Here is a 20,277-nt window from a genome sequence, read left to right on the forward strand (position 1 = left end):
GCAAGGTCATGGCTTACAGCGAAAAAGTAATCGATCACTACGAAAACCCGCGTAACGTGGGTTCTTTCGACAATGAAGACCCGAGCGTCGGCAGCGGCATGGTCGGCGCACCGGCCTGCGGCGACGTGATGAAGCTGCAGATCAAGGTGAACGACGCCGGCATCATCGAAGATGCGCGTTTCAAAACCTACGGCTGCGGCTCCGCCATCGCCTCCAGTTCGCTGGTGACCGAATGGATGAAGGGCAAGTCGCTGGACCAGGCGGAAGCGATTAAAAACACCCAAATTGCTGAAGAGCTGGAACTGCCGCCGGTAAAAATCCACTGCTCTATCCTGGCGGAAGACGCGATCAAAGCGGCGATTGCTGATTATAAAAGCAAGCACGACGCCAAGTAAGTTCAGTGTAGGGGCGTAGCATGTTGCATGCTGCGCCCGCGTTTATTGGGACGATGTCTGTTGTCCCGGGGCCGGTTCGCTCCCCGACGCCGGTTTGCAAGATGCAGGGGATATTGAGTGTGAGGTTGTTATGTCGATTACTATGAGCGACAGCGCTGCGCAACGCGTTCAGGCGTTCCTGAATAACCGCGGTAAAGGTCTCGGCCTGCGTCTTGGGGTTCGCACCTCCGGCTGTTCCGGGATGGCGTACGTGTTGGAATTTGTTGACGAAGTCAATGACGACGACATGATCTTCGAAGACAAAGGCGTTAAGGTGATCATTGACGGCAAAAGCCTGGTCTACCTTGACGGCACCGAACTTGATTTCGTTAAGGAAGGCCTGAACGAAGGCTTCAAGTTCAACAACCCGAATGTCTCAAGCGAGTGCGGCTGCGGCGAAAGTTTCAACGTCTGATAGCCCGTCGTGTTCCTCCGCAGAGGCTTTGCGGAAGGATGAGATGCCCCCGCACGGCGCGGGGGGACCCGAAACCCTCACGATAACGCCCAGAGCACGCTATGGATTACTTTACTTTATTCGGGCTGCCAGTTCGCTATCCCGTGGACGGCAGCCTGCTTGCATCCCGCTTTCAGGATCTGCAACGTCAATTCCATCCCGATCGTTTTGCCAGCCAGCCGGAACGCGAACGCCTGATGGCGCTGCAGCAGGCGGCGACCATTAACGAAGCCTACCAGACCCTGAAGCACCCGTTAAAACGCGCCGAGTATATGCTATCGTTGCACGGCTTTGATCTGGGTAATGAACAACATACCCTGCGTGATACGGCGTTCCTGATGGAACAGCTGGAGCTGCGTGAAGAGCTTGACGGCATTGAACGCAAAGCGGATGACGCCGCGCTGGCCGCCTTTGGCGAACGCCTCGCCGCCGCCGTCAGACAGCGCAGCGCCCAGATGGTGCAGCAGTTGGACAGCGAACAGTGGACCGACGCCGCCGATACCGTGCGCAAACTGCGCTTTTTGGACAAACTCCAGCAACAGGTTGAACAACTCGAAGAAAAACTGCTGGGTTTTGAGTGATTTTTTTAATTCTGGAAGCTCAACATGGCCTTATTACAAATCAGTGAGCCCGGGTTAAGCGCCGCGCCACATCAGCGCCGTCTGGCGGCCGGCATCGATCTGGGCACCACCAACTCGCTGGTCGCCACGGTGCGCAGCGGGCAGGCTGAAACGCTGCCCGATGCCGAAGGGCGTCATCTGCTGCCGTCGGTGGTGCACTATGGCGAGCAGGCCGTGCAGGTCGGCGCCGCCGCGCGCGCGCAGGCGGCGCAGGATCCGGCCAACACCATCAGCTCGGTCAAACGCATGATGGGCCGCTCCCTGGCTGACGTACAGCAACGCTATCCGAACCTGCCTTACCAATTCCAGGCCAGCGACAACGGCCTGCCGATGATTGCCACCTCCGCCGGGCTGCTTAACCCGGTCAGCGTGTCCGCCGATATCCTCAAGACTCTGTCTGCCCGGGCGCAGCAGGCGCTGGAGGGTGAACTGGACGGCGTGGTGATCACCGTGCCCGCTTATTTTGATGACGCGCAGCGTCAGGGCACCAAAGACGCCGCGCGTCTGGCGGGCCTGCACGTGCTGCGCCTGCTGAACGAACCGACCGCTGCGGCCATCGCCTACGGGCTGGATTCCGGGCAGGAAGGCACCATTGCCGTGTACGACCTGGGCGGCGGTACCTTTGATATCTCTATTTTGCGCCTCAGCCGCGGCGTCTTCGAAGTGCTGGCCACCGGCGGTGACTCCGCACTGGGCGGCGATGACTTCGACCACCTGCTGGCCGACTGGCTGCGCGAGCAGGCCGGCGTGGCCGACCGCAGCGATCACGGCCTGCAGCGTCAGCTGCTGGACGCCGCCATCCAGGCTAAAATCGCGCTGAGCGACGCCGAGTCCGTGACGGTGGACGTTGCCGGCTGGCAGGGTGAGGTCACGCGTGAACAGTTCAACAGCCTGATCGCCACGCTGGTCAAACGCACGCTGATGGCCTGCCGCCGCGCGCTGAAAGACGCCGGCGTCAGCGCGGAAGAGGTGCTGGAAGTGGTGATGGTGGGCGGTTCGACCCGCGTGCCGCTGGTGCGCGAGCAGGTCGGCGCCTTCTTTGGCCGCACGCCGCTGACGTCGATTGACCCCGATAAAGTGGTCGCCATCGGCGCCGCCGTGCAGGCTGACATCCTGGTGGGCAACAAGCCGGACAGCGAAATGCTGCTGCTGGACGTGATCCCGCTGTCGCTGGGGCTGGAAACCATGGGCGGTCTGGTGGAGAAGGTGATTCCGCGCAACACCACCATTCCGGTGGCGCGCGCGCAGGAGTTCACCACCTTTAAAGACGGCCAGAGCGCGATGATGATTCACGTGCTGCAGGGCGAACGCGAACTGGTGCAGGACTGCCGTTCGCTGGCCCGCTTTACGCTGCGCGGCCTGCCGCCGCTGCCGGCGGGCGGGGCGCATATCCGCGTCACCTTCCAGGTGGATGCGGACGGCCTGCTGAGCGTGACCGCGATGGAAAAATCCACCGGCGTTGAGGCGTCGATTCAGGTGAAGCCGTCCTACGGTCTGTCGGATGACGAGATCGCCGGGATGATCAAAGATTCGATGGCCCATGCGCAGAGCGACGTCGGTGCGCGCATGCTGGCAGAGCAGCGGGTGGAAGCCGCACGCGTGCTGGAAAGCCTGCAGGGCGCGCTGGCGAGCGATGCGGCGTTGCTGAGCGAAGAAGAGCGCCAGGCGATCGACGCTGCCATGGCCGCCTTGCAACAGGCGGTACAGGGCGATCGGCCGGCGGCCATTGAAGCCGCAATAAAAACATTAGATGCGACTACGCAAGATTTTGCCGCGCGCCGTATGGATGCCTCCATCCGACGGGCGCTGGCTGGCCATTCTGTGGATGAGGTTTAACCATGCCTAAAGTTGTTTTCCTGCCCCATCAGGACTTATGCCCGGAAGGGGCGGTATTGGACGCGGAACAAGGGGAAACCATCCTCGATGTTGCGCTGCGTAACGGTATCGATATCGAGCACGCCTGTGAAAAATCCTGCGCCTGCACCACCTGCCACTGTATCGTGCGTGAAGGTTTTGACTCGCTGGATGAAAGCTGCGAGCTGGAAGACGATATGCTGGACAAAGCCTGGGGGCTGGAGCCGGAAAGCCGTCTGAGCTGCCAGGCGCGCGTCGCGGACGACGATCTGGTGGTGGAGATGCCGCGCTATACCGTTAACCACGCGCGCGAGCACTAATTGTTAGCCGCCATCCTGAACGGGAGATCATAATGGGACTCAAGTGGACCGACAGCCGCGAGATCGGCGAAGCACTGTACGATGCCTATCCGGACACCGATCCGAAAACCGTGCGTTTTACCGATATGCATCAGTGGATCTGCGAGCTGGAAGAGTTTGATGACGATCCGCAGGCTTCCAACGAGAAAATACTGGAAGCGATTTTGCTGGTCTGGTTAGATGAAGCAGACTAGCGACTAATAGCGTAACGGGCTGCCATGGGCGGCCCGTTTATTTTGTATCCGACCGATAAAAACGTATATACCCTAAATCATTCGAGTGGCGGGAAGGCGGCAAGAGAAGGCATTCCGATGAACTTACACCGGTAAGTGATGCGGGTGACTGAGCGCAGCCAACACACCTGTCACGTGAAATATGACGGGTATAAAGCATATACGGAGTAGGCTATGACGACTGAAACCATGCAGATTACCCTGTCCCACCAGCCCGCAGATGCGCGCTGGGGCGAAAAAGCCCTGCTGAGCACCAACAATGACGGCATCACCATCCATCTGACCGGCGGCGGCAAGCTGGGCGCAATTCAACGCGCGGCGCGTAAAATCGACGGTCAGGGTATCCGTCAGGTCACGCTGGCCGGCGAAGGCTGGGGCCTGGAGCAAAGCTGGGCGTTCTGGCAGGGGTTCCGCGGGCCGAAGGGCACGCGCAGCGTTGAATGGCCGCAGCTGTCCGCCGAGGAGCGCGAGGAACTGGATCGCCGCCTGAAGATCGTTGACTGGGTGCGTGACACCATCAACATGCCGGCGGAAGAGCTGGGGCCAGAGCAGCTGGCAACCCGCGCCGTCGACCTGATGTGTGACGTCGGCTGCGATGCGGTCAGCTACCGCATCATCAAAGGCGAAGATCTGCGCGAGCAGAACTATGCCGGCATTCATACCGTCGGCCGCGGTTCCTCGCGTCCGCCGGTGCTGCTGACGCTGGACTACAACCCGAGCGGCAACCCGGAGGCGCCGGTGTTCGCCTGCCTGGTCGGCAAAGGCATCACTTTTGATACCGGCGGCTACAGTCTGAAGCAAAGCGCCTTTATGGATTCGATGAAGGCCGATATGGGCGGCGCGGCCACGGCGACCGGCGCGCTGGCGCTGGCGGCGGCGCGCGGTCTCGACAAGCGGGTGAAGCTCTACCTGTGCTGCGCGGACAACATGGTCAGCGGCAATGCCTTTAAACTGGGTGATATTATCCGCTATCGCAACGGTAAAACCGTCGAAGTGATGAATACCGACGCCGAAGGGCGCCTGGTGCTGGCCGACGGCCTGATCGACGCCTCCGCCCAGCAGCCGGAACTGATTATCGACTGCGCCACCCTGACCGGCGCGGCGAAAACTGCGCTGGGCAATGACTACCATGCGCTGTTCAGCTTTGACGATGCACTGGCGCAGGAGCTGCTCAGCAGCGCGCAGGAAGAGCACGAGCCGTTCTGGCGTCTGCCGCTGGCCGAGTTCCACCGCAGCCAACTGCCGTCCAACTTCGCCGAGCTGAATAATATCGCCGGCCCGGCCTACAGCGCCGGCGCCAGCACCGCGGCGGCCTTCCTGTCGCACTTTGTTACCCAGTATCAGCAGGGCTGGCTGCATATCGACTGCTCCGCCACCTACCGTAAAGGCGCGGTGGATCAGTGGTCCGCCGGCGCTACCGGGCTGGGCGTGCGCGCCGTTGCCAACCTGCTGCTGAACAAAGCAAAATAAAGCTGAAGAGATCGTTAACAGACCGTAAGGGGGCCAGCGTGCTGGCCCCTTAATGATTGGAGTTGGTCATGAGTTCCCACCACCACGATAATGTCGCCGCTGACGACAATGAACTGGAGCGCCTGCTGAAGCTGGCGGTCAGCGAAGCGGCGCACCGGCCGGCGTTTTTCCGCGAGCTGCTGGAGTCGACCGTCTATATCCTAGGCGACGGCGAGCAGGTGCAGCAGCAGGGCGAAATCGTCCTGAATGCGGATACGCCGGTGAACATTCAGCATTGGGAAAAGCAGGACGGCAGCAGCGTCGTGCCGTTCTTTTCCTCCCTGCGTCTGCTGCAGCAGGCGGTAGAGGACGAACAGCCGTTTATCGCCATGCCGGCGCGGGTACTGTTTGAAATTACCCAGGGCGCTGAACTGTTCCTGAACCCGAAGGCGGAATACGGCAAAGAGTTTTATCCGGAAGAAGTGGCGATGCTGCTGGCGAACGGCGGGGTGAGCAAGCCGGTTGAACACTATATCGATAAAGAATCGCAAATCCTGCTTGGCCAGCCGGAGGTGTATCCGGCGACGATGGTGGATGCGCTGACCACGCTGTTCAGCCAGCGCAAGCCGGTACGCCGGGCATTCCTGGCTCTGATGCATGACCGTGCGCTGGATGAGAAACCCAATCTGCTGGTCGGCGTGGAAGTGGACGGCGATGCGGCGGAGATCGATGCGCTGATTCAGGAAGCGGGCAGCGTCGCCAGCGAAGCGCTGCCGGACGATGAGCCGGTGGACTTCTGCCTGGTATCGGAAAAAGAGCGCGGCGTCAGCCACTACCTGATCGCCCATACCCAGCCGTTCTATCAGCGTCGCTGGGGCAGCTGGCTGCGCAACATCATTCCTTCCACGGATACCACCCAATAGCGGCGCATTGTTGTACGCCGGCGGGGCGTTGGCGGCAAAATCGTCGCCGGCGCTAATATTTTTTTAAAGAAATGTTGGTTTTCCCGTAGGCAAGCGTTAACAGCGCACATATAATTTGCGCCACTTGAACAAGGCCGGCGGATTTTTTCTGAGTCCGGCCCGTATTAGGAAGTTAGACTGAGGCCATTATGACCGTAGAACGTACCTTTTCCATCGTTAAACCAAACTCCGTAGCCAACAACGACATCGGCGCTATCTATGCGCGTTTCGAGCGTGCGGGTTTCAAAATCATCGCCGCTAAAATGCTGAAGCTGAGCCGTGAGCAAGCTGAAGGCTTCTACGCTGAGCACAAAGGCCGTCCATTCTTCGACGGTCTGGTTGAGTTCATGACCTCTGGCCCGATCATGGTGCAGGTTCTGGAAGCAGAAAACGCGATCCAGCGTAACCGCGACATCATGGGTGCAACCAACCCGGACAACGCGCTGGCCGGCACTCTGCGTGCTGACTTCGCGGACAGCTTCACCGCTAACGCGGTGCACGGTTCCGACTCCCCGGAATCCGCTGCGCGTGAAATCGCTTACTTCTTCAACGACAGCGAAATCTGCCCGCGTTGATAGCGTTGGTTTCTACCGACGAGGGGTAATATTCACCGGCTGAAACAATTAAAATGCCCTGAATGCTTTCCCGTCGTGGAAACTCGCTACTAAAATTTGTACAATGCCGCGCCCTGGATGAGTCAACTTGTCCAGGGCGTGTTTTATCCCGACACTGTCCGCCGCCTGAAAGCGACGGCAGGGATAACAACACACTTCGCCCATTCTTGTTCCCGAAAGGGAGCCAGCCATAACGTGTAATAACGAGGCTAAAGATCATTATGTTAGAACCCATCGCGTCCGAGCACACCGTGTCTGAAAATAATTCTATGCAAGATCAATCCGTTAAAACGGAGCAACCGGCTGCCGCCAAAATTAACCTGCTGGATCTGAACCGCCAGCAAATGCGTGAGTTTTTCGCCTCGCTGGGCGAAAAGCCGTTCCGCGCCGACCAGGTCATGAAGTGGATCTATCACTACTGCTGCGATGACTTCGAGCAGATGACCGATATCAACAAGGTGCTGCGCGGCAAACTGCAGCAGATTGCCGAAATTCGCGCGCCGAAAGTGGCCGAAGAGCAACGTTCGAGCGATGGCACCATCAAGTGGGCGATCAAAGTCGGCGACCAGCAGGTTGAAACCGTCTATATCCCGGAGGCCGACCGTGCGACGCTGTGCGTCTCTTCACAGGTAGGCTGCGCCCTGGAGTGTAAATTCTGTTCCACCGCGCAGCAGGGCTTTAACCGCAACCTGCGCGTGTCGGAAATCATCGGCCAGGTGTGGCGCGCGGCGAAAATCATCGGCGCGCAGAAGGTGACCGGCCAGCGTCCGATCACCAACGTGGTGATGATGGGCATGGGCGAGCCGCTGCTCAACCTGACCAACGTGGTGCCGGCGATGGAAATCATGCTCGACGACTTCGGCTTCGGCCTGTCGAAGCGCCGCGTAACGCTGTCGACCTCCGGCGTGGTGCCGGCCCTGGATAAACTGGGCGACATGATCGACGTGGCGCTGGCGATCTCGCTGCACGCGCCGAACGACGCGGTGCGCGATGAAATCGTGCCGATTAACCGCAAATACAATATCGAAGCCTTCCTGGCCGGGGTGCGCCGCTATCTGGCGAAATCCAACGCCAACCAGGGACGGGTGACGGTGGAGTATGTGATGCTGGATCACGTTAACGACAGCACCGACGACGCGCATCAACTGGCGGAAGTGCTGAAGGATACGCCGTGCAAGATCAACCTGATCCCATGGAACCCGTTCCCGGGCGCGCCGTATGGCCGCAGCTCCAACAGCCGGGTCGATCGTTTCTCCAAAGTGTTGATGGAATACGGCTTTACGACTATTGTTCGTAAAACCCGCGGCGATGATATCGACGCGGCCTGCGGGCAGCTGGCGGGCGAGGTCATTGACCGCACCAAGCGCACGCTGAAAAAGAAAATGGCCGGGGAACCTATCAAGGTGCAGACGGTCTGAAATCTATAGGAAGATTTTAGTTATCTAACAGCCTGTTATGTAAGCAGCAATCCCTCAGGCGATCGGGTAACATCGTACAAGGAGTTCAAACGGCATGAAGCTGAAATCCTGGGGATGGCTGTTGACGGCAGGCCTGTTGGCCGGCTGTTCCGGTTCGGTGCCGGATAACCCGGCGGCGGCGCAGACGCGTCTGCAGCTGGGTTTGGCGTATCTGCAGCAGGGCAACCTGGCGGCGGCGCGCAAAAATCTGGCGAAGGCGGCGGCCGCCGCGCCGCAGGATTACCGCACTCAGCTGGGGATGGCGCTGTATCAGCAGCGCATCGGCGCGTCCGATGCTGCGCGGCAGCGTTATCAGCAGGCGCTGAAACTGGCGCCGGGCAATGGTAGCGTATTGAATAATTACGGTGCGTTTCTTTGCAGTTTAGGGCAGTATGTAGAGGCGCAACAGCAGTTTAGCGCCGCGGCGTCAGCCGCTGATTACGGCCAGATCGCCGACAGTCTGGAAAACGCGGGTTACTGTTTTTTACAGGCTGATCAATACGATCGGGCGCGGCCGCTGCTGATGAAGGCGTTAAAGATCGACCCGGATAAAGGCTCGCCGCTGTTGGTTGAGGCTGAAAAGCAATTTGGTGCAGGGAAACGTGCGCAGTCGCAGTTTCTATTGGATGTTTATCAGCACGTTCTGCCGGCCAGCGCCGACAGTTTATGGTTACAGATTCGTTTCGCCGCGTTAGCCGGCCGTCAGGATAGCGTTCAGCGCTATGGAAGGCAGTTAGCGCAAAGTTTTCCACAATCCAAACAGTACCAGCAGTTCTTAGCCGATGAATACTGAAGCCTCCCAAGACAAAACCGTATCCATGACGACAGGCGAGCGCCTGCGTCAGGCCCGAGAGCAGCTCGGGCTGAGTCAGCAGGCCGTTGCGGAACGCCTGTGCCTCAAAATGTCTACCGTACGCGACATCGAAGCGGACAACCTGTCGGACGATCTGGCTTCGACCTTCGTGCGCGGTTATATCCGCTCTTACGCCAAGCTGGTGCATGTGCCGGAGGATGAACTGCTGCCGGCGATGGCCAAGCAGACGCCGGTGAAGATGGCCAAAGTGGCGCCGATGCAAAGTTTTTCATTGGGCAAACGGCGCAAAAAGCGCGACGGCTGGCTGATGAGCTTTACCTGGCTGATCCTGTTTGTGGTGATCGGCCTGACCGGCGCCTGGTGGTGGCAAAATCACAAGGCGCAGCAGGATGAAATTGCCAACATGGCCAACCAGTCATCGGCGCAGCTGTCGCAGCAGAGCGAAGGCCAGTCGGTACCGCTGACGGACAATAATGCCGATACGCAGACGCCGGCGGCGGATGCTGCTCCAACGCCTGCGCCGGCCGACAGTGCGCCGGCAGCGTCCGCACCGGCCGCCAGCGGCAGCGACGCCGCGCAGCAGCCAGCGGTGGTGGCGCCAAGCCAGGCCAGCATGCCGGATGCCGCGCCTGCCGATAACGCCGCGTCGTTGCCGACCGGCGATGCCGCCATGGCCGCGCCGGCGGTCGACCCGAACGCGCTGGTGATGGATTTTTCCGCCGATTGCTGGTTGCAGGTCACCGACGCCAGCGGTAAAACGTTGTTCAGCGGCATGCAGAAAAGCGGCGGTAAGCTGAACCTGACCGGCTCGGCGCCTTACAAGCTGACCATCGGCGCGCCGGCGGCAGTGCAGATTCAATATCAAGGTAAACCGGTAGATTTAAGCCGGTTTGTTAAGTCAAACCGTGTTGCCCGTCTGACCGTTGCCGCGCAGTGATTGCGCGGCTGGCGTCTTGAGTGATGAGCAGCAATGGAGAAGAGTAAGTGATGCATAACCAAGCACCGATTAACCGTCGCAAATCAACACGCATTTACGTCGGCAAGGTGCCCATTGGCGATGGCGCGCCGATTGCGGTGCAGTCCATGACCAATACCCGTACTACCGATGTCGAAGCCACGGTTAACCAGATCAAATCGTTGGAGCGCGTCGGCGTTGATATCGTCCGCGTTTCCGTACCGACCATGGACGCCGCCGAGGCGTTCAAGCAGATCAAGCAGCGGGTCAACGTACCGCTGGTGGCGGATATCCACTTCGATTACCGCATCGCCCTGCAGGTGGCCGAATACGGCGTCGATTGCCTGCGTATCAACCCCGGCAATATCGGCAATGAATCGCGCATTCGCTCAGTGGTTGACTGCGCGCGCGATAAGAACATCCCTATTCGTATCGGCGTCAACGGCGGTTCGCTGGAAAAAGACCTGCAGGAAAAGTACGGCGAACCAACGCCGGAAGCGCTGCTGGAGTCCGCGATGCGCCACGTCGATATTCTCGACCGTCTCAACTTCGACCAGTTCAAGGTCAGCGTGAAAGCCTCCGACGTATTCCTGGCGGTGCAGTCCTATCGCCTGCTGGCCGCGCGCATCGATCAGCCTTTGCACCTGGGGATTACCGAAGCCGGCGGCGCACGCAGCGGGTCGGTGAAGTCGGCCATTGGTCTGGGCCTGCTGCTGTCGGAAGGCATCGGTGATACGCTGCGCATCTCGCTGGCGGCGGATCCGGTGGAAGAGGTGAAGGTCGGCTTCGATATTCTGAAGTCATTGCGTATCCGTTCGCGCGGCATCAACTTTATCGCCTGCCCGACCTGCTCGCGTCAGGAGTTCGACGTGATCGGCACGGTCAATGCGCTGGAGCAGCGCCTGGAAGACATCATCACGCCGATGGACGTATCGATTATCGGCTGCGTGGTCAATGGCCCCGGCGAGGCGCTGGTTTCGACGATGGGCGTGACCGGCGGTCATAAGAAAAGCGGCTTCTACGAAGACGGCGTGCGTCAGAAAGAGCGCTTTGATAACGAACAGATGATTGACCAGCTGGAAGCCAAGATCCGCGCCAAAGCGGCGATGATGGATGAAAGCAACCGCATTACGGTCAACATGCTGGAAAAGTAAGCACTATTGCCGGGCAGGCCTGATGTCTGCCCCCCAGATGAACCCGGGGGCGCTTGCGCATTGAATCACGCAGGCGAAAGTCCCTATAATCGGGTTCATTTTTATATAAAACGAACAGAGAACTCACGTGGCAAAAAACATTCAAGCCATTCGCGGCATGAACGATTACCTGCCGGCAGAAACGGCATTATGGCAGCGTATTGAGGGCACCCTGAAGCAGGTGCTGGGCAGCTATGGTTACAGCGAAATTCGGTTGCCGATTGTAGAGCAGACCCCGTTGTTTAAACGCGCCATCGGTGAAGTGACCGACGTCGTGGAAAAAGAGATGTATACCTTCGACGACCGCAACGGCGAGAGCCTGACGCTGCGTCCTGAAGGTACGGCGGGTTGCGTACGCGCCGGTATCCAACATGGTCTGCTGTACAATCAGGAACAGCGTCTGTGGTATATCGGCCCGATGTTCCGTTATGAACGTCCGCAGAAAGGCCGCTATCGCCAGTTCCATCAGCTGGGCGCCGAAGTATTCGGCCTGCAGGGGCCGGATATCGATGCTGAACTGATCCTGCTGACCGCGCGCTGGTGGAAAGCGCTGGGCATCGCCGAGCACGTCAAGCTGGAGCTGAACTCTATCGGTTCGCTGGAGGCGCGCGCCAACTACCGCGATGCGCTGGTGGCGTTCCTGGAGCAGCACGTCGAGGTGCTGGACGAAGACTGCAAGCGTCGCATGTACAGCAACCCGCTGCGGGTGCTGGATTCGAAGAACCCGGACGTACAGGCGCTGCTGAATGATGCGCCGCGCCTGTCCGAGTATCTGGACGACGAGTCCAGAGCGCATTTCGACGGCCTGTGTGAACTTTTAACCGCCTCCGGCATCCCATATACCGTTAATGAGCGTCTGGTGCGCGGCCTGGATTATTACAACCGCACGGTGTTTGAGTGGGTCACCACCAGCCTGGGCGCGCAGGGTACCGTGTGCGCCGGCGGTCGTTACGACGGTCTGGTCGAGCAACTGGGCGGCCGCGCCACGCCGGCGGTAGGCTTCGCCATGGGGCTGGAGCGTCTGGTGCTGCTGGTGCAGGCGGTGAACCCGGAGTTCCAGCCCGATCCGGCGGTGGATATTTATGTCATCTCCTCCGGTGCGGGGGCGCAGAGCGCGGCGATGCGTCTGGCGGAGCAGGTGCGCGACGCTGCGCCGCAGCTGAAATTAATGACCAACTACGGCGGCGGCAACTTCAAGAAGCAAATTACCCGCGCGGATAAATGGGGCGCTCGCGTGGCGCTGATCCTGGGTGAAGATGAAGTGGCGCAGCAGCAGGTGGTGGTAAAAGACCTGCGTAGTGGTGAACAAGAAACGCTGGCGCAAAGCGAACTCGCGGCGAAGCTGGCTTTGATGTTAGGTTAAGGAGAAGGACACCGTGGAAGTCTATACCACCGAAAACGAACAGGTTGACGCTCTCCGTCGCTTCTTTGCCGAAAACGGCAAGGCGCTGGCGGTCGGCGTGGTGCTTGGCATTGGTGCCCTGGTTGGCTGGCGTATCTGGCAGAGTCATCAGGACTCCAATATGCTGGCTGCCTCCCAGTCTTATCAGCAGACCAGCGAAGCGCTGGCTGCCGGCAAATCGGGCGACGTCGCCGCTGCGGAGCAGTTCATTCAGGCGAATGGCAACAGCTATGGCGTGATGACGGCGATGGAGCTGGCGAAGCATTTCGTTGAACAAAAAGATTTTGCAAAAGCGGAACAGCAACTGGTGTTGGCGCAGGGGAAAGCGAAAGAAGATAACCTGCTGTCAATCGTTAACCTGCGTTTGGCGCGCGTCCAACTGCAGGAAAAAAAGCTGGATGAAGCACTGAAAACGCTGGATGGCGTCAAAGGCGAGGGCTGGGCGGCGATGCAGGCGGACATCCGCGGCGACGTACTGCTGGCGAAAGGCGACGCCAAGGGCGCGCGTGAAGCCTACAGCAAAGGTCTTGAATCCAATCCTTCTCAGGCTCAGCAGGCGCTGCTGCGCATGAAATTGAATAACTTGTCCAGCTAAGGGGAATTCCCAATGCAATTGCGTAAAACACTCTTGGTCGGGCTGGTTTCCGCCGCCCTGCTGAGCGGTTGTTCGCTGTTCAACAGCGAAGAAGACGTGGTCACCATGTCTCCGCTGCCAAAAGTTGAAAATCAGTTTACTCCGAGCAAAACCTGGAGCACCTCAGTCGGCGACGGCATCGGCGAATATTATTCGCACCTGCGTCCGGCCTACCAGGACGGCACCGTGTATGCTGCCGACCGTCATGGCATTGTGAAGGCGCTGGACGCCGAAAGCGGTAAAGAAAAGTGGAAGGCCGATCTGTCTGAGAAAACCGGCTTCTTCTCGAGTAACCGTTCAGCCCTGTTATCCGGCGGCGTGACGGTTGCCGGCTCCAATGCCTATGTGGGCAGCGAGAAGGCGGTGGTTTACGCACTTAACACCTCTGACGGCACGCTGGCCTGGCAGGCCAAGGCCGCCGGTGAAGTGTTGTCCCGTCCGGTGGTGAGCGACGGCATGGTGCTGGTGCATACCAGCAACGGCCAGCTGCAGGCGTTTAATGAGGCCGACGGCGCGGTGAAGTGGACCGTTAACCTGGATATGCCGGCGCTGTCTCTGCGCGGCGAATCCGCTCCGTCCACCGCCTACGGCGCAGCGATTGTCGGCGGTGATAACGGCCGCGTTAACGCCGTGCTGATGCAGCAGGGCCAGCTGATCTGGCAGCAGCGCATTTCCCAGCCGAGCGGCGCCACGGAAATCGACCGTCTGAATGACGTTGACACCACGCCGGTGATTGTTGACGGCGTAGTCTACGCATTGGGGTATAATGGCAACCTGGCGGCGCTGGATCTGCGCTCCGGCCAGATTATGTGGAAGCGCGAGCTGGGTTCGGTGAGCGACTTTATCGTTGATGCCGGCCGTATCTATATGGTTGACCAAAACGACCGCGTGATTGCCCTGAGCACCGAAGGCGGCGTGACCGTCTGGACGCAGAGCGAACTGCTGCACCGTAACCTGACGCCGCCGGCGATGTATAATGGTTATCTGGTGGTTGGCGATTCCGAAGGCTACCTGCACTGGATCAACACCACCGACGGCCGTTTCGTTGCTCAGCAGAAAGTGGACAGCTCCGGCTTCCTGTCTGCGCCGATGGTGGCGGGCGAGAAGCTGGTGGTGCAGGCCAAGGGCGGCGAGGTTTACGCATTTACCCGCTGAGTCCGGCCGCTCAAGCACCGAGACCCGCAGGCCAGGACCTAACCGTCTAGAGGCGCTGCGGGCACAACGGCTCCTGAAACGTTCAGGGGCCGTTTCGTATTTTTATAAGCTGCGCTGCCGGTGTCCATCCGTAGCGTGGTAACGCATTGATAATTAAGTAATAGAGGCTTCAACAATGATACCTGTCGTCGCGCTGGTCGGGCGCCCGAATGTGGGTAAATCCACCTTGTTTAACCGTTTGACACGTACGCGCGATGCGCTGGTGGCGGATTTCCCCGGGCTCACGCGTGACCGCAAGTATGGTCGTGCCGAAGTAGAGGGCAACGAATTTATCATCATCGATACCGGCGGCATCGACGGTACCGAGGATGGCGTCGAAACCCATATGGCCGGCCAGTCGCTGCTGGCGATTGAAGAAGCCGATATCGTGCTGTTTATGGTCGATGCGCGCGCCGGGCTGATGCCTGCCGATCAGGGCATTGCCCAGCATCTGCGCAGCCGTCAGAAGGCAACCTTCCTGGTGGCCAACAAAACTGACGGCATCGACCCGGATATGGCCAGCGCCGATTTCTACGCGCTGGGGCTGGGTGATGTGCATCCTATCGCCGCCTCTCACGGCCGTGGCGTGACGCAGCTGATTGAACACGTGCTGGTGCCGTTTGTGCCGGAAAAAGAGCAGGAAGTCGAGCTCACCGAAGAAGAGGCCAACGCCGCTTACTGGGCGGAGCAGAACGGTGAGCTGGAAGAAGACGGCATCCCGGCGGATGAGGAAGATGACTTCAACCCGCAGGATCTGCCGATCAAACTGGCGATTGTCGGCCGGCCGAACGTTGGCAAATCCACGCTGACCAACCGCATCCTCGGCGAAGAGCGCGTGGTGGTGTACGACATGCCGGGCACCACCCGCGACAGCATCTACATTCCGATGGTGCGCGATGAGCGGGAATATGTGCTGATCGATACCGCCGGCGTGCGTAAGCGCGGCAAGGTAACGGAAACCGTAGAGAAATTCTCGGTGATCAAAACGCTGCAGGCGATCGAAGACGCCAACGTGGTGCTGCTGGTGATCGATGCGCGCGAAGGCATCTCCGATCAGGATCTGTCGCTGCTCGGCTTTATCCTCAACAGCGGGCGCTCGCTGGTGATTGCGGTCAACAAGTGGGACGGCATGAGCGAGGAAGACCGCGATCACGTCAAAGAGATGCTCGACCTGCGTCTGGGCTTCGTTGATTTTGCCCGCGTGCACTTTATTTCCGCACTGCACGGCAGCGGCGTCGGCAACCTGTTCGAGTCGGTGCAGGAAGCCTACGAATGCGCCACGCGCCGCGTTAACACCTCGCTGCTGACCAAGATCATGAACATGGCGGCGGACGACCACCAGCCGCCGTTGGTGCGCGGGCGTCGCGTGAAGCTGAAGTACGCCCACGCCGGTGGTTACAACCCGCCGATCGTGGTGATCCACGGCAACCAGGTGACCGACCTGTCGGATTCCTACAAACGTTATCTGATGAACTACTTCCGCCGCTCGCTGAAGGTGATGGGGACGCCGATCCGTATCCAGTTCAAAGAGGGTGAGAACCCGTTTGCCGGCAAGCGCAATACGCTGACGCCGACCCAGATGCGTAAGCGCAAACGCTTGATGAGCCATCTGAAGAAAGGCAAATAATTCGAGTGACAGGAAGGCGGCAAGGGAAGGCATCCCGATGAGCTTACACAGGTAAGCGATTCGGGTGACTGAGCGCCGCCAACACACCTGAAACTTGGAGTATGACGGGTATAACAGGGCGCGGCGTTGACCGCGCCCTTTTTTATTTGTCCGAAATCGTTTTATTATCTGAGTATTATTATTGCCGCACTTGAGTCTGAAGGAACACCATGTCCTGGGAAACCTGGAATTTTGCATTCAGCGTTACCGTACCGAATTTATTGATGATGTTGCTGGGCGTGTTCCTGCGCTATCGGCGTCTGATGGACGATCGCTTTATCGACGGCACCAGCAAGCTGGTGTTCAACCTGGCGCTGCCTTGCCTGCTGTTTTTCAGCATTGCCACCAACCATCCGCATATCCTGGCTAATCTGCCGCTGGTGATGTACGGCGCGCTGGGCACCGTCGCCACCTTTCTGATGCTGGAGATCGCCGCGCTGTGGCTGGTGAAAGAGCCGCGCGAGCGCGGCGTCTTCGTGCAGGGCGGTTTCCGCGCCAATACCGCCATCGTCGGCCTGGCCTATGCGATGACCGCCTACGGCGATGAGGGCGTGGCGCTGGGGTCGTTGTATCTGACGGTCACCGTGATTTTGTTCAACGTGCTGTCGGTGATCACCCTGACGCGCAGTCTGCAGGGCGGGCCGGACAAGAAAATCAGCCGCCTGTCGCTGCTGCGCGGCATCGTCACCAATCCGCTGATTATCGGCCTGGTGTGCGGGCTGGCGTATGCCCAGACCGGGCTGGGCATTCCGCAGGTGATTGTGCAGACCGGCAGCTATATCTCCGGCCTGTCGCTGCCGCTGGCGCTGCTGTGCACCGGCGCCAGCCTCGACCTGCGGGCGATGTTCCGCTCCTCCAACGTGGCGGCGCTCTCCTCGGCGGCCAAGCTGTTTGTGGTGCCGGTGCTGATGACGATGGGCGGCTGGCTGTGCGGCTTTGAGGGCGCGGCGCTGGGCATTATTTTCCTGTTTTCCGCCACGCCGACCGCCTCCGGCAGCTACGTCATGACGCGGGCAATGGGCGGCAACGCGACGCTGGCGGCCAATATTATCGCCATCACCACCGTCGGCTCTTTCTTCACCACCGCGCTGGGAATTTATTTCTTACGTTCCTGGGGCGCAATCTAACGGGAGAAAACGGATGGACGCACTGTGTCCTGACTGCGGTCAGCCGCTGGCGTGGGAGAAGGGTCACTTTCACTGTCAGGGCTGCCAGCGCGACTACCGACAGCTGGCCGACTGCCCGGAGTGCGGGCAGCCGCTGCAGGAACTGAAGGCCTGCGGCGCGGTAGATTACCTGTGCCAGCACGGCCACGGGTTAATCAGCAAAAAGCGCGTGCGCTTTCGCTATCTGCCGCTGACCTGATACGCCTCCGTACCGGCGGCGTAGCGCGCTATTTATCCACCTGACCGGTCTGCCACAGATCGACCAGCGCCTGCGGCGCTTCGCTTTCCGGGATCAGCAGCACGATTTGGCTGCTGCCCTCCTGGCCGTAGTAATCAATCTGTACGCGAAAATAACGCTGGTCGCCGCGGCCGGGGGAGTCGGGCTGCCCCTCCTCGCGGGCGTAGGGCAGTGACTGATTGAGCAACTGTTCCAGACGTTGGCATTCATCCGGCGAAATATCGGCGACGACGATGCGCCGCAGTCCGGCCAGTTTGGGAATAAAGGCGAAGCCGCCTTCCCGGGCCAGTTCAATCACCGTTATCTGGCTGAACGATGGCAGCGGACGCATTATTCCACCCCCACTTGCCGCCAGGCCGCCTGAACTTTATCCGCCACCTGTTGGCTGAAACGTTGCCCGGCGTGCTTAACGGTCAGCGCGGCAAAGGTGGCGAAGTCGGCATCCTGCGGCAGCGCCTTGTCGCACAGCGTGTCGTACCACACTACGCCGGCCTGTTCCCAGGCATAGCCGCCCAGGGCGCTGGCCGCCAGATAAAACGCGCGGTTAGGAATGCCGGAATTGAGATGGACGCCGCCGTTATCCTCTTTGGTATCAATATAATCCTGCATGCTGGCGGGCTGCGGGTCTTTGCCCAGCAGCGGGTCGTCATAGGCGGTGCCGGGGGCGGACATCGAACGCAGCCCCTTACCGTTGATGCCCTCGGCCAGCAGGCCTTCACCGATCAGCCAGTCGGCCTGCTCGGCGGTCTGCTTCAGGTGGAACTGTTTGACCATCGCGCCAAAGACGTCGGACAGCGACTCATTCAGCGCGCCGGCCTGCTGAAAATAGACCAGCCCGGCTTCGCTTTCGGTAACGCCGTGCGCCAGCTCGTGGCCGACGACGTCGATGGCGATGGTAAAGCGGTTGAAGATTTCGCCGTCGCCGTCGCCAAACACCATCTGCTGGCCATTCCAGAAGGCGTTCTGGTATTCGTGGCCGTAATGTACGCTGCCGGTCAGCACCAGCCCCTGGTTGTCCAGCGAGTTGCGTTTAAAGGCCTGCCAGAAGAAGTCGTAGGTAACGCCGAGGTAGTCGTAAGCTTCGTCCACCGCTACGTCACCGTTGCTGGGTTGTCCCTCTTTGCGCACCGCCTTGCCCGGCAGTTGGGTGCCGTTTTGCGCGTCATAGATATCGCGCTCCACGCTGCCGGCGGCGGCGGTTTGCGTGCCGGCGGCGCGCAGCGGCATATTGCCGAGCAGGCTCTGTACATGGTTCAGGGTATGCTGGGCGCAATCGCGCTGCGGTACGCTGCCGTGTTCGACGATTCGTCGCAGGATATAAGGCGGAATAACGGAACGAGCAAGCAGGTTAGACATGATGACTCTCCTTAGGCTGCCACGCCGGTTAACGCATCAGATGCACTCCGCTTAAGTGTAGTTCACACGTCATACAGCTTGTGGTGGTAAGTGCTCACCGCCGGCGTCGCCTGCTGCGCGTTCAGACGCTTGACCGATTCACGGATCGCCAGCCGCCCCTGCAGCAGCAGGTTGCAGACCGGGGCGTCCGGCCGCAGCATCCGCCGTTGCAGCAGTTGGATGGCTTCCGCGCCCAGTTCGTCGCGCGGCACGTGCAGCGAGGTCAGCGGTACGTCGTGGATTTCCGCCAGGTTGAAACCGTCCATACTCATCACCGACATATCGTTGGGTACGCTGAAGTTGAGCCGTTGCAGGGCGTTAACCGCGCCGACCGCCATATAGTCGCCGCCGGCCAGCACCGCCGTCGGCAATGCGTTGCGGTCACCAAGCTGGCCGATAAAGGTCGCGAGCGCCTGTTCCGCCTCCGCGCTGCCGAAGCCGGAGGTGGTGATCAGCTGCCGGCTTTCATCAAACGGCATGTGCTGCTGCATATACGCCTGGCGAATGCCGGCCAGCCGCAGCTCCATAGTGCGGCGGCGCAGGCACTGTAGGTGCAGAATACGCTGGTGGCCCTGCTGCAGCAGATAGTCGGCGGAAAATTCGCCGATGCGCTGATGGTCGGGGGAGATGCTGTCGAGCCGCATGCTGCGGTCGCTGCAGTTGATCAGCACGCAGGGTTTGTTGAGATCGGCGGCCAGCGCGTGGATATGCTCGTCATCGATGCCGATAATCAGCGCCGCCTGGGTTTGCGGCTCATTCATTTTGGTCAGGAACAGCGCCCCGTCGCTGTGCGTTTCTTCCAGCGCGCAATAGCGGATCCTGACCTCGTGCTGCGCCAGCGCGGCGATAATCCCCTGAATCACCCGGTAGTAAAAAATATCGGTGCGCACGTCAAACGCGCGCTGTGGCGCAAACACCATCACGCTGTTGAGCATCAGGCGCCCGCTGGAAATGGCGTGCAAAATGCCGTTGCGCTGCGCGCACTCCAGCACCTTTTGCCGTGCGGCGCTGCTGGTGTTGGCCTTGCCCGCCAGAACCCGGGAAACCGTACTGATTGACAGGCCGGTTTGGCGGGCAATTTCCTGCACTTTCAGCTTTCCGTTCATTTTGTGATCTCGTTCAAATCGCGTGATGAAAATTTTTTCATAGCGCCGGTTCCGCGTATTTACTGGCGTTGCCGCCTT

At 59.9% G+C, this 20,277-nt stretch carries 22 protein-coding genes; 19 read left to right on the plus strand and 3 right to left on the minus strand.

Annotated elements, in window-relative coordinates; all coding sequences use genetic code 11:
• Nucleotides 1-8: 8 nt before the first annotated feature.
• The 19 genes from iscU (at nt 9) to FO014_RS16325 (ending at nt 17,659) form a co-directional block, all read left to right on the plus strand.
• Entirely contained in the window at nt 9-395 is a 387-nt protein-coding gene (gene iscU, locus FO014_RS16235; protein WP_160030272.1) for a Fe-S cluster assembly scaffold IscU, read from the plus strand.
• A 130-nt stretch (nt 396-525) separates the two neighbouring features.
• Nucleotides 526-849: an iron-sulfur cluster assembly protein IscA gene (iscA, locus tag FO014_RS16240; protein ID WP_105232194.1), complete on the plus strand. Its 324-nt coding sequence runs from the start codon at nt 526-528 to the stop codon at nt 847-849.
• Between the two features lie 101 nt (nt 850-950).
• Complete coding sequence (hscB, locus tag FO014_RS16245) at nt 951-1,469, plus strand: co-chaperone HscB (RefSeq protein ID WP_105232193.1); 519 nt, start codon at nt 951-953, stop codon at nt 1,467-1,469.
• Between the two features lie 24 nt (nt 1,470-1,493).
• Complete coding sequence (hscA, locus tag FO014_RS16250) at nt 1,494-3,344, plus strand: Fe-S protein assembly chaperone HscA (protein WP_160030273.1); 1,851 nt, start codon at nt 1,494-1,496, stop codon at nt 3,342-3,344.
• Between the two features lie 2 nt (nt 3,345-3,346).
• Nucleotides 3,347-3,682 carry an ISC system 2Fe-2S type ferredoxin gene (gene fdx, locus FO014_RS16255; protein WP_160030274.1) on the plus strand — a complete coding sequence of 112 codons (336 nt, stop codon included), beginning with the start codon at nt 3,347-3,349 and terminating at the stop codon, nt 3,680-3,682.
• A gap of 32 nt (nt 3,683-3,714) precedes the next feature.
• A complete protein-coding gene (iscX, locus tag FO014_RS16260) occupies nt 3,715-3,915 on the plus strand; it encodes a Fe-S cluster assembly protein IscX (RefSeq protein ID WP_015673419.1) in 201 nt (66 codons plus the stop codon).
• A 213-nt stretch (nt 3,916-4,128) separates the two neighbouring features.
• On the plus strand, nt 4,129-5,424 hold the full coding sequence (gene pepB, locus FO014_RS16265; protein WP_160030275.1) for an aminopeptidase PepB: 1,296 nt from the start codon (nt 4,129-4,131) through the stop codon (nt 5,422-5,424).
• Nucleotides 5,425-5,492: 68 nt separating this feature from the next.
• Nucleotides 5,493-6,326, plus strand: coding sequence for an enhanced serine sensitivity protein SseB (sseB, locus tag FO014_RS16270; RefSeq protein WP_160030276.1), 834 nt, complete (start codon nt 5,493-5,495; stop codon nt 6,324-6,326).
• Between the two features lie 188 nt (nt 6,327-6,514).
• The gene (gene ndk / locus FO014_RS16275) at nt 6,515-6,940 is read left to right on the plus strand and encodes a nucleoside-diphosphate kinase (RefSeq protein WP_015673416.1); all 426 of its coding nucleotides are present in this window, start codon (nt 6,515-6,517) and stop codon (nt 6,938-6,940) included.
• 260 nt (nt 6,941-7,200) lie between these two features.
• Nucleotides 7,201-8,397, plus strand: a complete 1,197-nt coding sequence (rlmN, locus tag FO014_RS16280; protein ID WP_160030277.1) for a dual-specificity RNA methyltransferase RlmN — start codon at nt 7,201-7,203, stop codon at nt 8,395-8,397.
• A 94-nt stretch (nt 8,398-8,491) separates the two neighbouring features.
• Entirely contained in the window at nt 8,492-9,229 is a 738-nt protein-coding gene (gene pilW, locus FO014_RS16285; RefSeq protein ID WP_160030278.1) for a type IV pilus biogenesis/stability protein PilW, read from the plus strand.
• A complete protein-coding gene (gene rodZ / locus FO014_RS16290) occupies nt 9,219-10,187 on the plus strand; it encodes a cytoskeleton protein RodZ (RefSeq protein ID WP_160030279.1) in 969 nt (322 codons plus the stop codon). The genes pilW and rodZ overlap by 11 nt, the downstream gene beginning before the upstream one ends.
• A gap of 50 nt (nt 10,188-10,237) precedes the next feature.
• Nucleotides 10,238-11,359, plus strand: coding sequence for a flavodoxin-dependent (E)-4-hydroxy-3-methylbut-2-enyl-diphosphate synthase (gene ispG, locus FO014_RS16295; RefSeq protein WP_105232184.1), 1,122 nt, complete (start codon nt 10,238-10,240; stop codon nt 11,357-11,359).
• Nucleotides 11,360-11,486: 127 nt separating this feature from the next.
• Entirely contained in the window at nt 11,487-12,761 is a 1,275-nt protein-coding gene (gene hisS, locus FO014_RS16300) for a histidine--tRNA ligase (RefSeq protein WP_160030280.1), read from the plus strand.
• A 13-nt stretch (nt 12,762-12,774) separates the two neighbouring features.
• Entirely contained in the window at nt 12,775-13,395 is a 621-nt protein-coding gene (locus FO014_RS16305; protein ID WP_105232182.1) for a YfgM family protein, read from the plus strand.
• Between the two features lie 12 nt (nt 13,396-13,407).
• Nucleotides 13,408-14,589 carry an outer membrane protein assembly factor BamB gene (gene bamB, locus FO014_RS16310; protein WP_105232181.1) on the plus strand — a complete coding sequence of 394 codons (1,182 nt, stop codon included), beginning with the start codon at nt 13,408-13,410 and terminating at the stop codon, nt 14,587-14,589.
• 175 nt (nt 14,590-14,764) lie between these two features.
• Entirely contained in the window at nt 14,765-16,255 is a 1,491-nt protein-coding gene (der, locus tag FO014_RS16315; protein WP_160030281.1) for a ribosome biogenesis GTPase Der, read from the plus strand.
• A gap of 209 nt (nt 16,256-16,464) precedes the next feature.
• Nucleotides 16,465-17,421 carry an AEC family transporter gene (locus FO014_RS16320; RefSeq protein WP_105232179.1) on the plus strand — a complete coding sequence of 319 codons (957 nt, stop codon included), beginning with the start codon at nt 16,465-16,467 and terminating at the stop codon, nt 17,419-17,421.
• A 13-nt stretch (nt 17,422-17,434) separates the two neighbouring features.
• Nucleotides 17,435-17,659 (plus strand): zinc ribbon domain-containing protein, encoded by a 225-nt coding sequence (locus tag FO014_RS16325; protein WP_105232178.1) that lies wholly within the window; start codon nt 17,435-17,437, stop codon nt 17,657-17,659.
• A 28-nt stretch (nt 17,660-17,687) separates the two neighbouring features.
• On the opposite strand, the gene FO014_RS16330 is transcribed toward FO014_RS16325, so the two are convergent.
• The 3 genes from FO014_RS16330 to FO014_RS16340 all read right to left on the minus strand — a co-directional run bounded on the left by FO014_RS16330 (nt 17,688) and on the right by FO014_RS16340 (nt 20,199).
• A complete protein-coding gene (locus FO014_RS16330) occupies nt 17,688-18,029 on the minus strand; it encodes a protealysin inhibitor emfourin (RefSeq protein ID WP_160030282.1) in 342 nt (113 codons plus the stop codon).
• Nucleotides 18,029-19,054, minus strand: a complete 1,026-nt coding sequence (locus tag FO014_RS16335) for a M4 family metallopeptidase (protein WP_105232176.1) — start codon at nt 19,052-19,054, stop codon at nt 18,029-18,031. The genes FO014_RS16330 and FO014_RS16335 overlap by 1 nt, the downstream gene beginning before the upstream one ends.
• 62 nt (nt 19,055-19,116) lie before the next feature.
• Nucleotides 19,117-20,199, minus strand: a complete 1,083-nt coding sequence (locus tag FO014_RS16340) for a LacI family DNA-binding transcriptional regulator (protein WP_160030283.1) — start codon at nt 20,197-20,199, stop codon at nt 19,117-19,119.
• Between the last annotated feature and the right edge of the window lie 78 nt (nt 20,200-20,277).

The sequence above is a fragment of the Serratia rhizosphaerae genome (genome assembly GCF_009817885.1).
Classification (GTDB): Bacteria; Pseudomonadota; Gammaproteobacteria; order Enterobacterales; family Enterobacteriaceae; genus Serratia_B; species Serratia_B rhizosphaerae.

Coding starts and splice junctions, on each gene's coding strand:
- FO014_RS16330 (WP_160030282.1), bottom strand. CDS start 18,029: ATGCGTCCGCTGCCATCGTTCAGCCAGATAACGGTGATTGAACTGGCC.
- sseB (WP_160030276.1), top strand. CDS start 5,493: ATGAGTTCCCACCACCACGATAATGTCGCCGCTGACGACAATGAACTG.
- FO014_RS16340 (WP_160030283.1), bottom strand. CDS start 20,199: ATGAACGGAAAGCTGAAAGTGCAGGAAATTGCCCGCCAAACCGGCCTG.
- rlmN (WP_160030277.1), top strand. CDS start 7,201: ATGTTAGAACCCATCGCGTCCGAGCACACCGTGTCTGAAAATAATTCT.
- FO014_RS16335 (WP_105232176.1), bottom strand. CDS start 19,054: ATGTCTAACCTGCTTGCTCGTTCCGTTATTCCGCCTTATATCCTGCGA.
- FO014_RS16320 (WP_105232179.1), top strand. CDS start 16,465: ATGTCCTGGGAAACCTGGAATTTTGCATTCAGCGTTACCGTACCGAAT.
- der (WP_160030281.1), top strand. CDS start 14,765: ATGATACCTGTCGTCGCGCTGGTCGGGCGCCCGAATGTGGGTAAATCC.
- ispG (WP_105232184.1), top strand. CDS start 10,238: ATGCATAACCAAGCACCGATTAACCGTCGCAAATCAACACGCATTTAC.
- ndk (WP_015673416.1), top strand. CDS start 6,515: ATGACCGTAGAACGTACCTTTTCCATCGTTAAACCAAACTCCGTAGCC.
- iscX (WP_015673419.1), top strand. CDS start 3,715: ATGGGACTCAAGTGGACCGACAGCCGCGAGATCGGCGAAGCACTGTAC.
- rodZ (WP_160030279.1), top strand. CDS start 9,219: ATGAATACTGAAGCCTCCCAAGACAAAACCGTATCCATGACGACAGGC.
- hscB (WP_105232193.1), top strand. CDS start 951: ATGGATTACTTTACTTTATTCGGGCTGCCAGTTCGCTATCCCGTGGAC.
- FO014_RS16325 (WP_105232178.1), top strand. CDS start 17,435: ATGGACGCACTGTGTCCTGACTGCGGTCAGCCGCTGGCGTGGGAGAAG.
- bamB (WP_105232181.1), top strand. CDS start 13,408: ATGCAATTGCGTAAAACACTCTTGGTCGGGCTGGTTTCCGCCGCCCTG.
- iscU (WP_160030272.1), top strand. CDS start 9: ATGGCTTACAGCGAAAAAGTAATCGATCACTACGAAAACCCGCGTAAC.
- pepB (WP_160030275.1), top strand. CDS start 4,129: ATGACGACTGAAACCATGCAGATTACCCTGTCCCACCAGCCCGCAGAT.
- iscA (WP_105232194.1), top strand. CDS start 526: ATGTCGATTACTATGAGCGACAGCGCTGCGCAACGCGTTCAGGCGTTC.
- pilW (WP_160030278.1), top strand. CDS start 8,492: ATGAAGCTGAAATCCTGGGGATGGCTGTTGACGGCAGGCCTGTTGGCC.
- hscA (WP_160030273.1), top strand. CDS start 1,494: ATGGCCTTATTACAAATCAGTGAGCCCGGGTTAAGCGCCGCGCCACAT.
- fdx (WP_160030274.1), top strand. CDS start 3,347: ATGCCTAAAGTTGTTTTCCTGCCCCATCAGGACTTATGCCCGGAAGGG.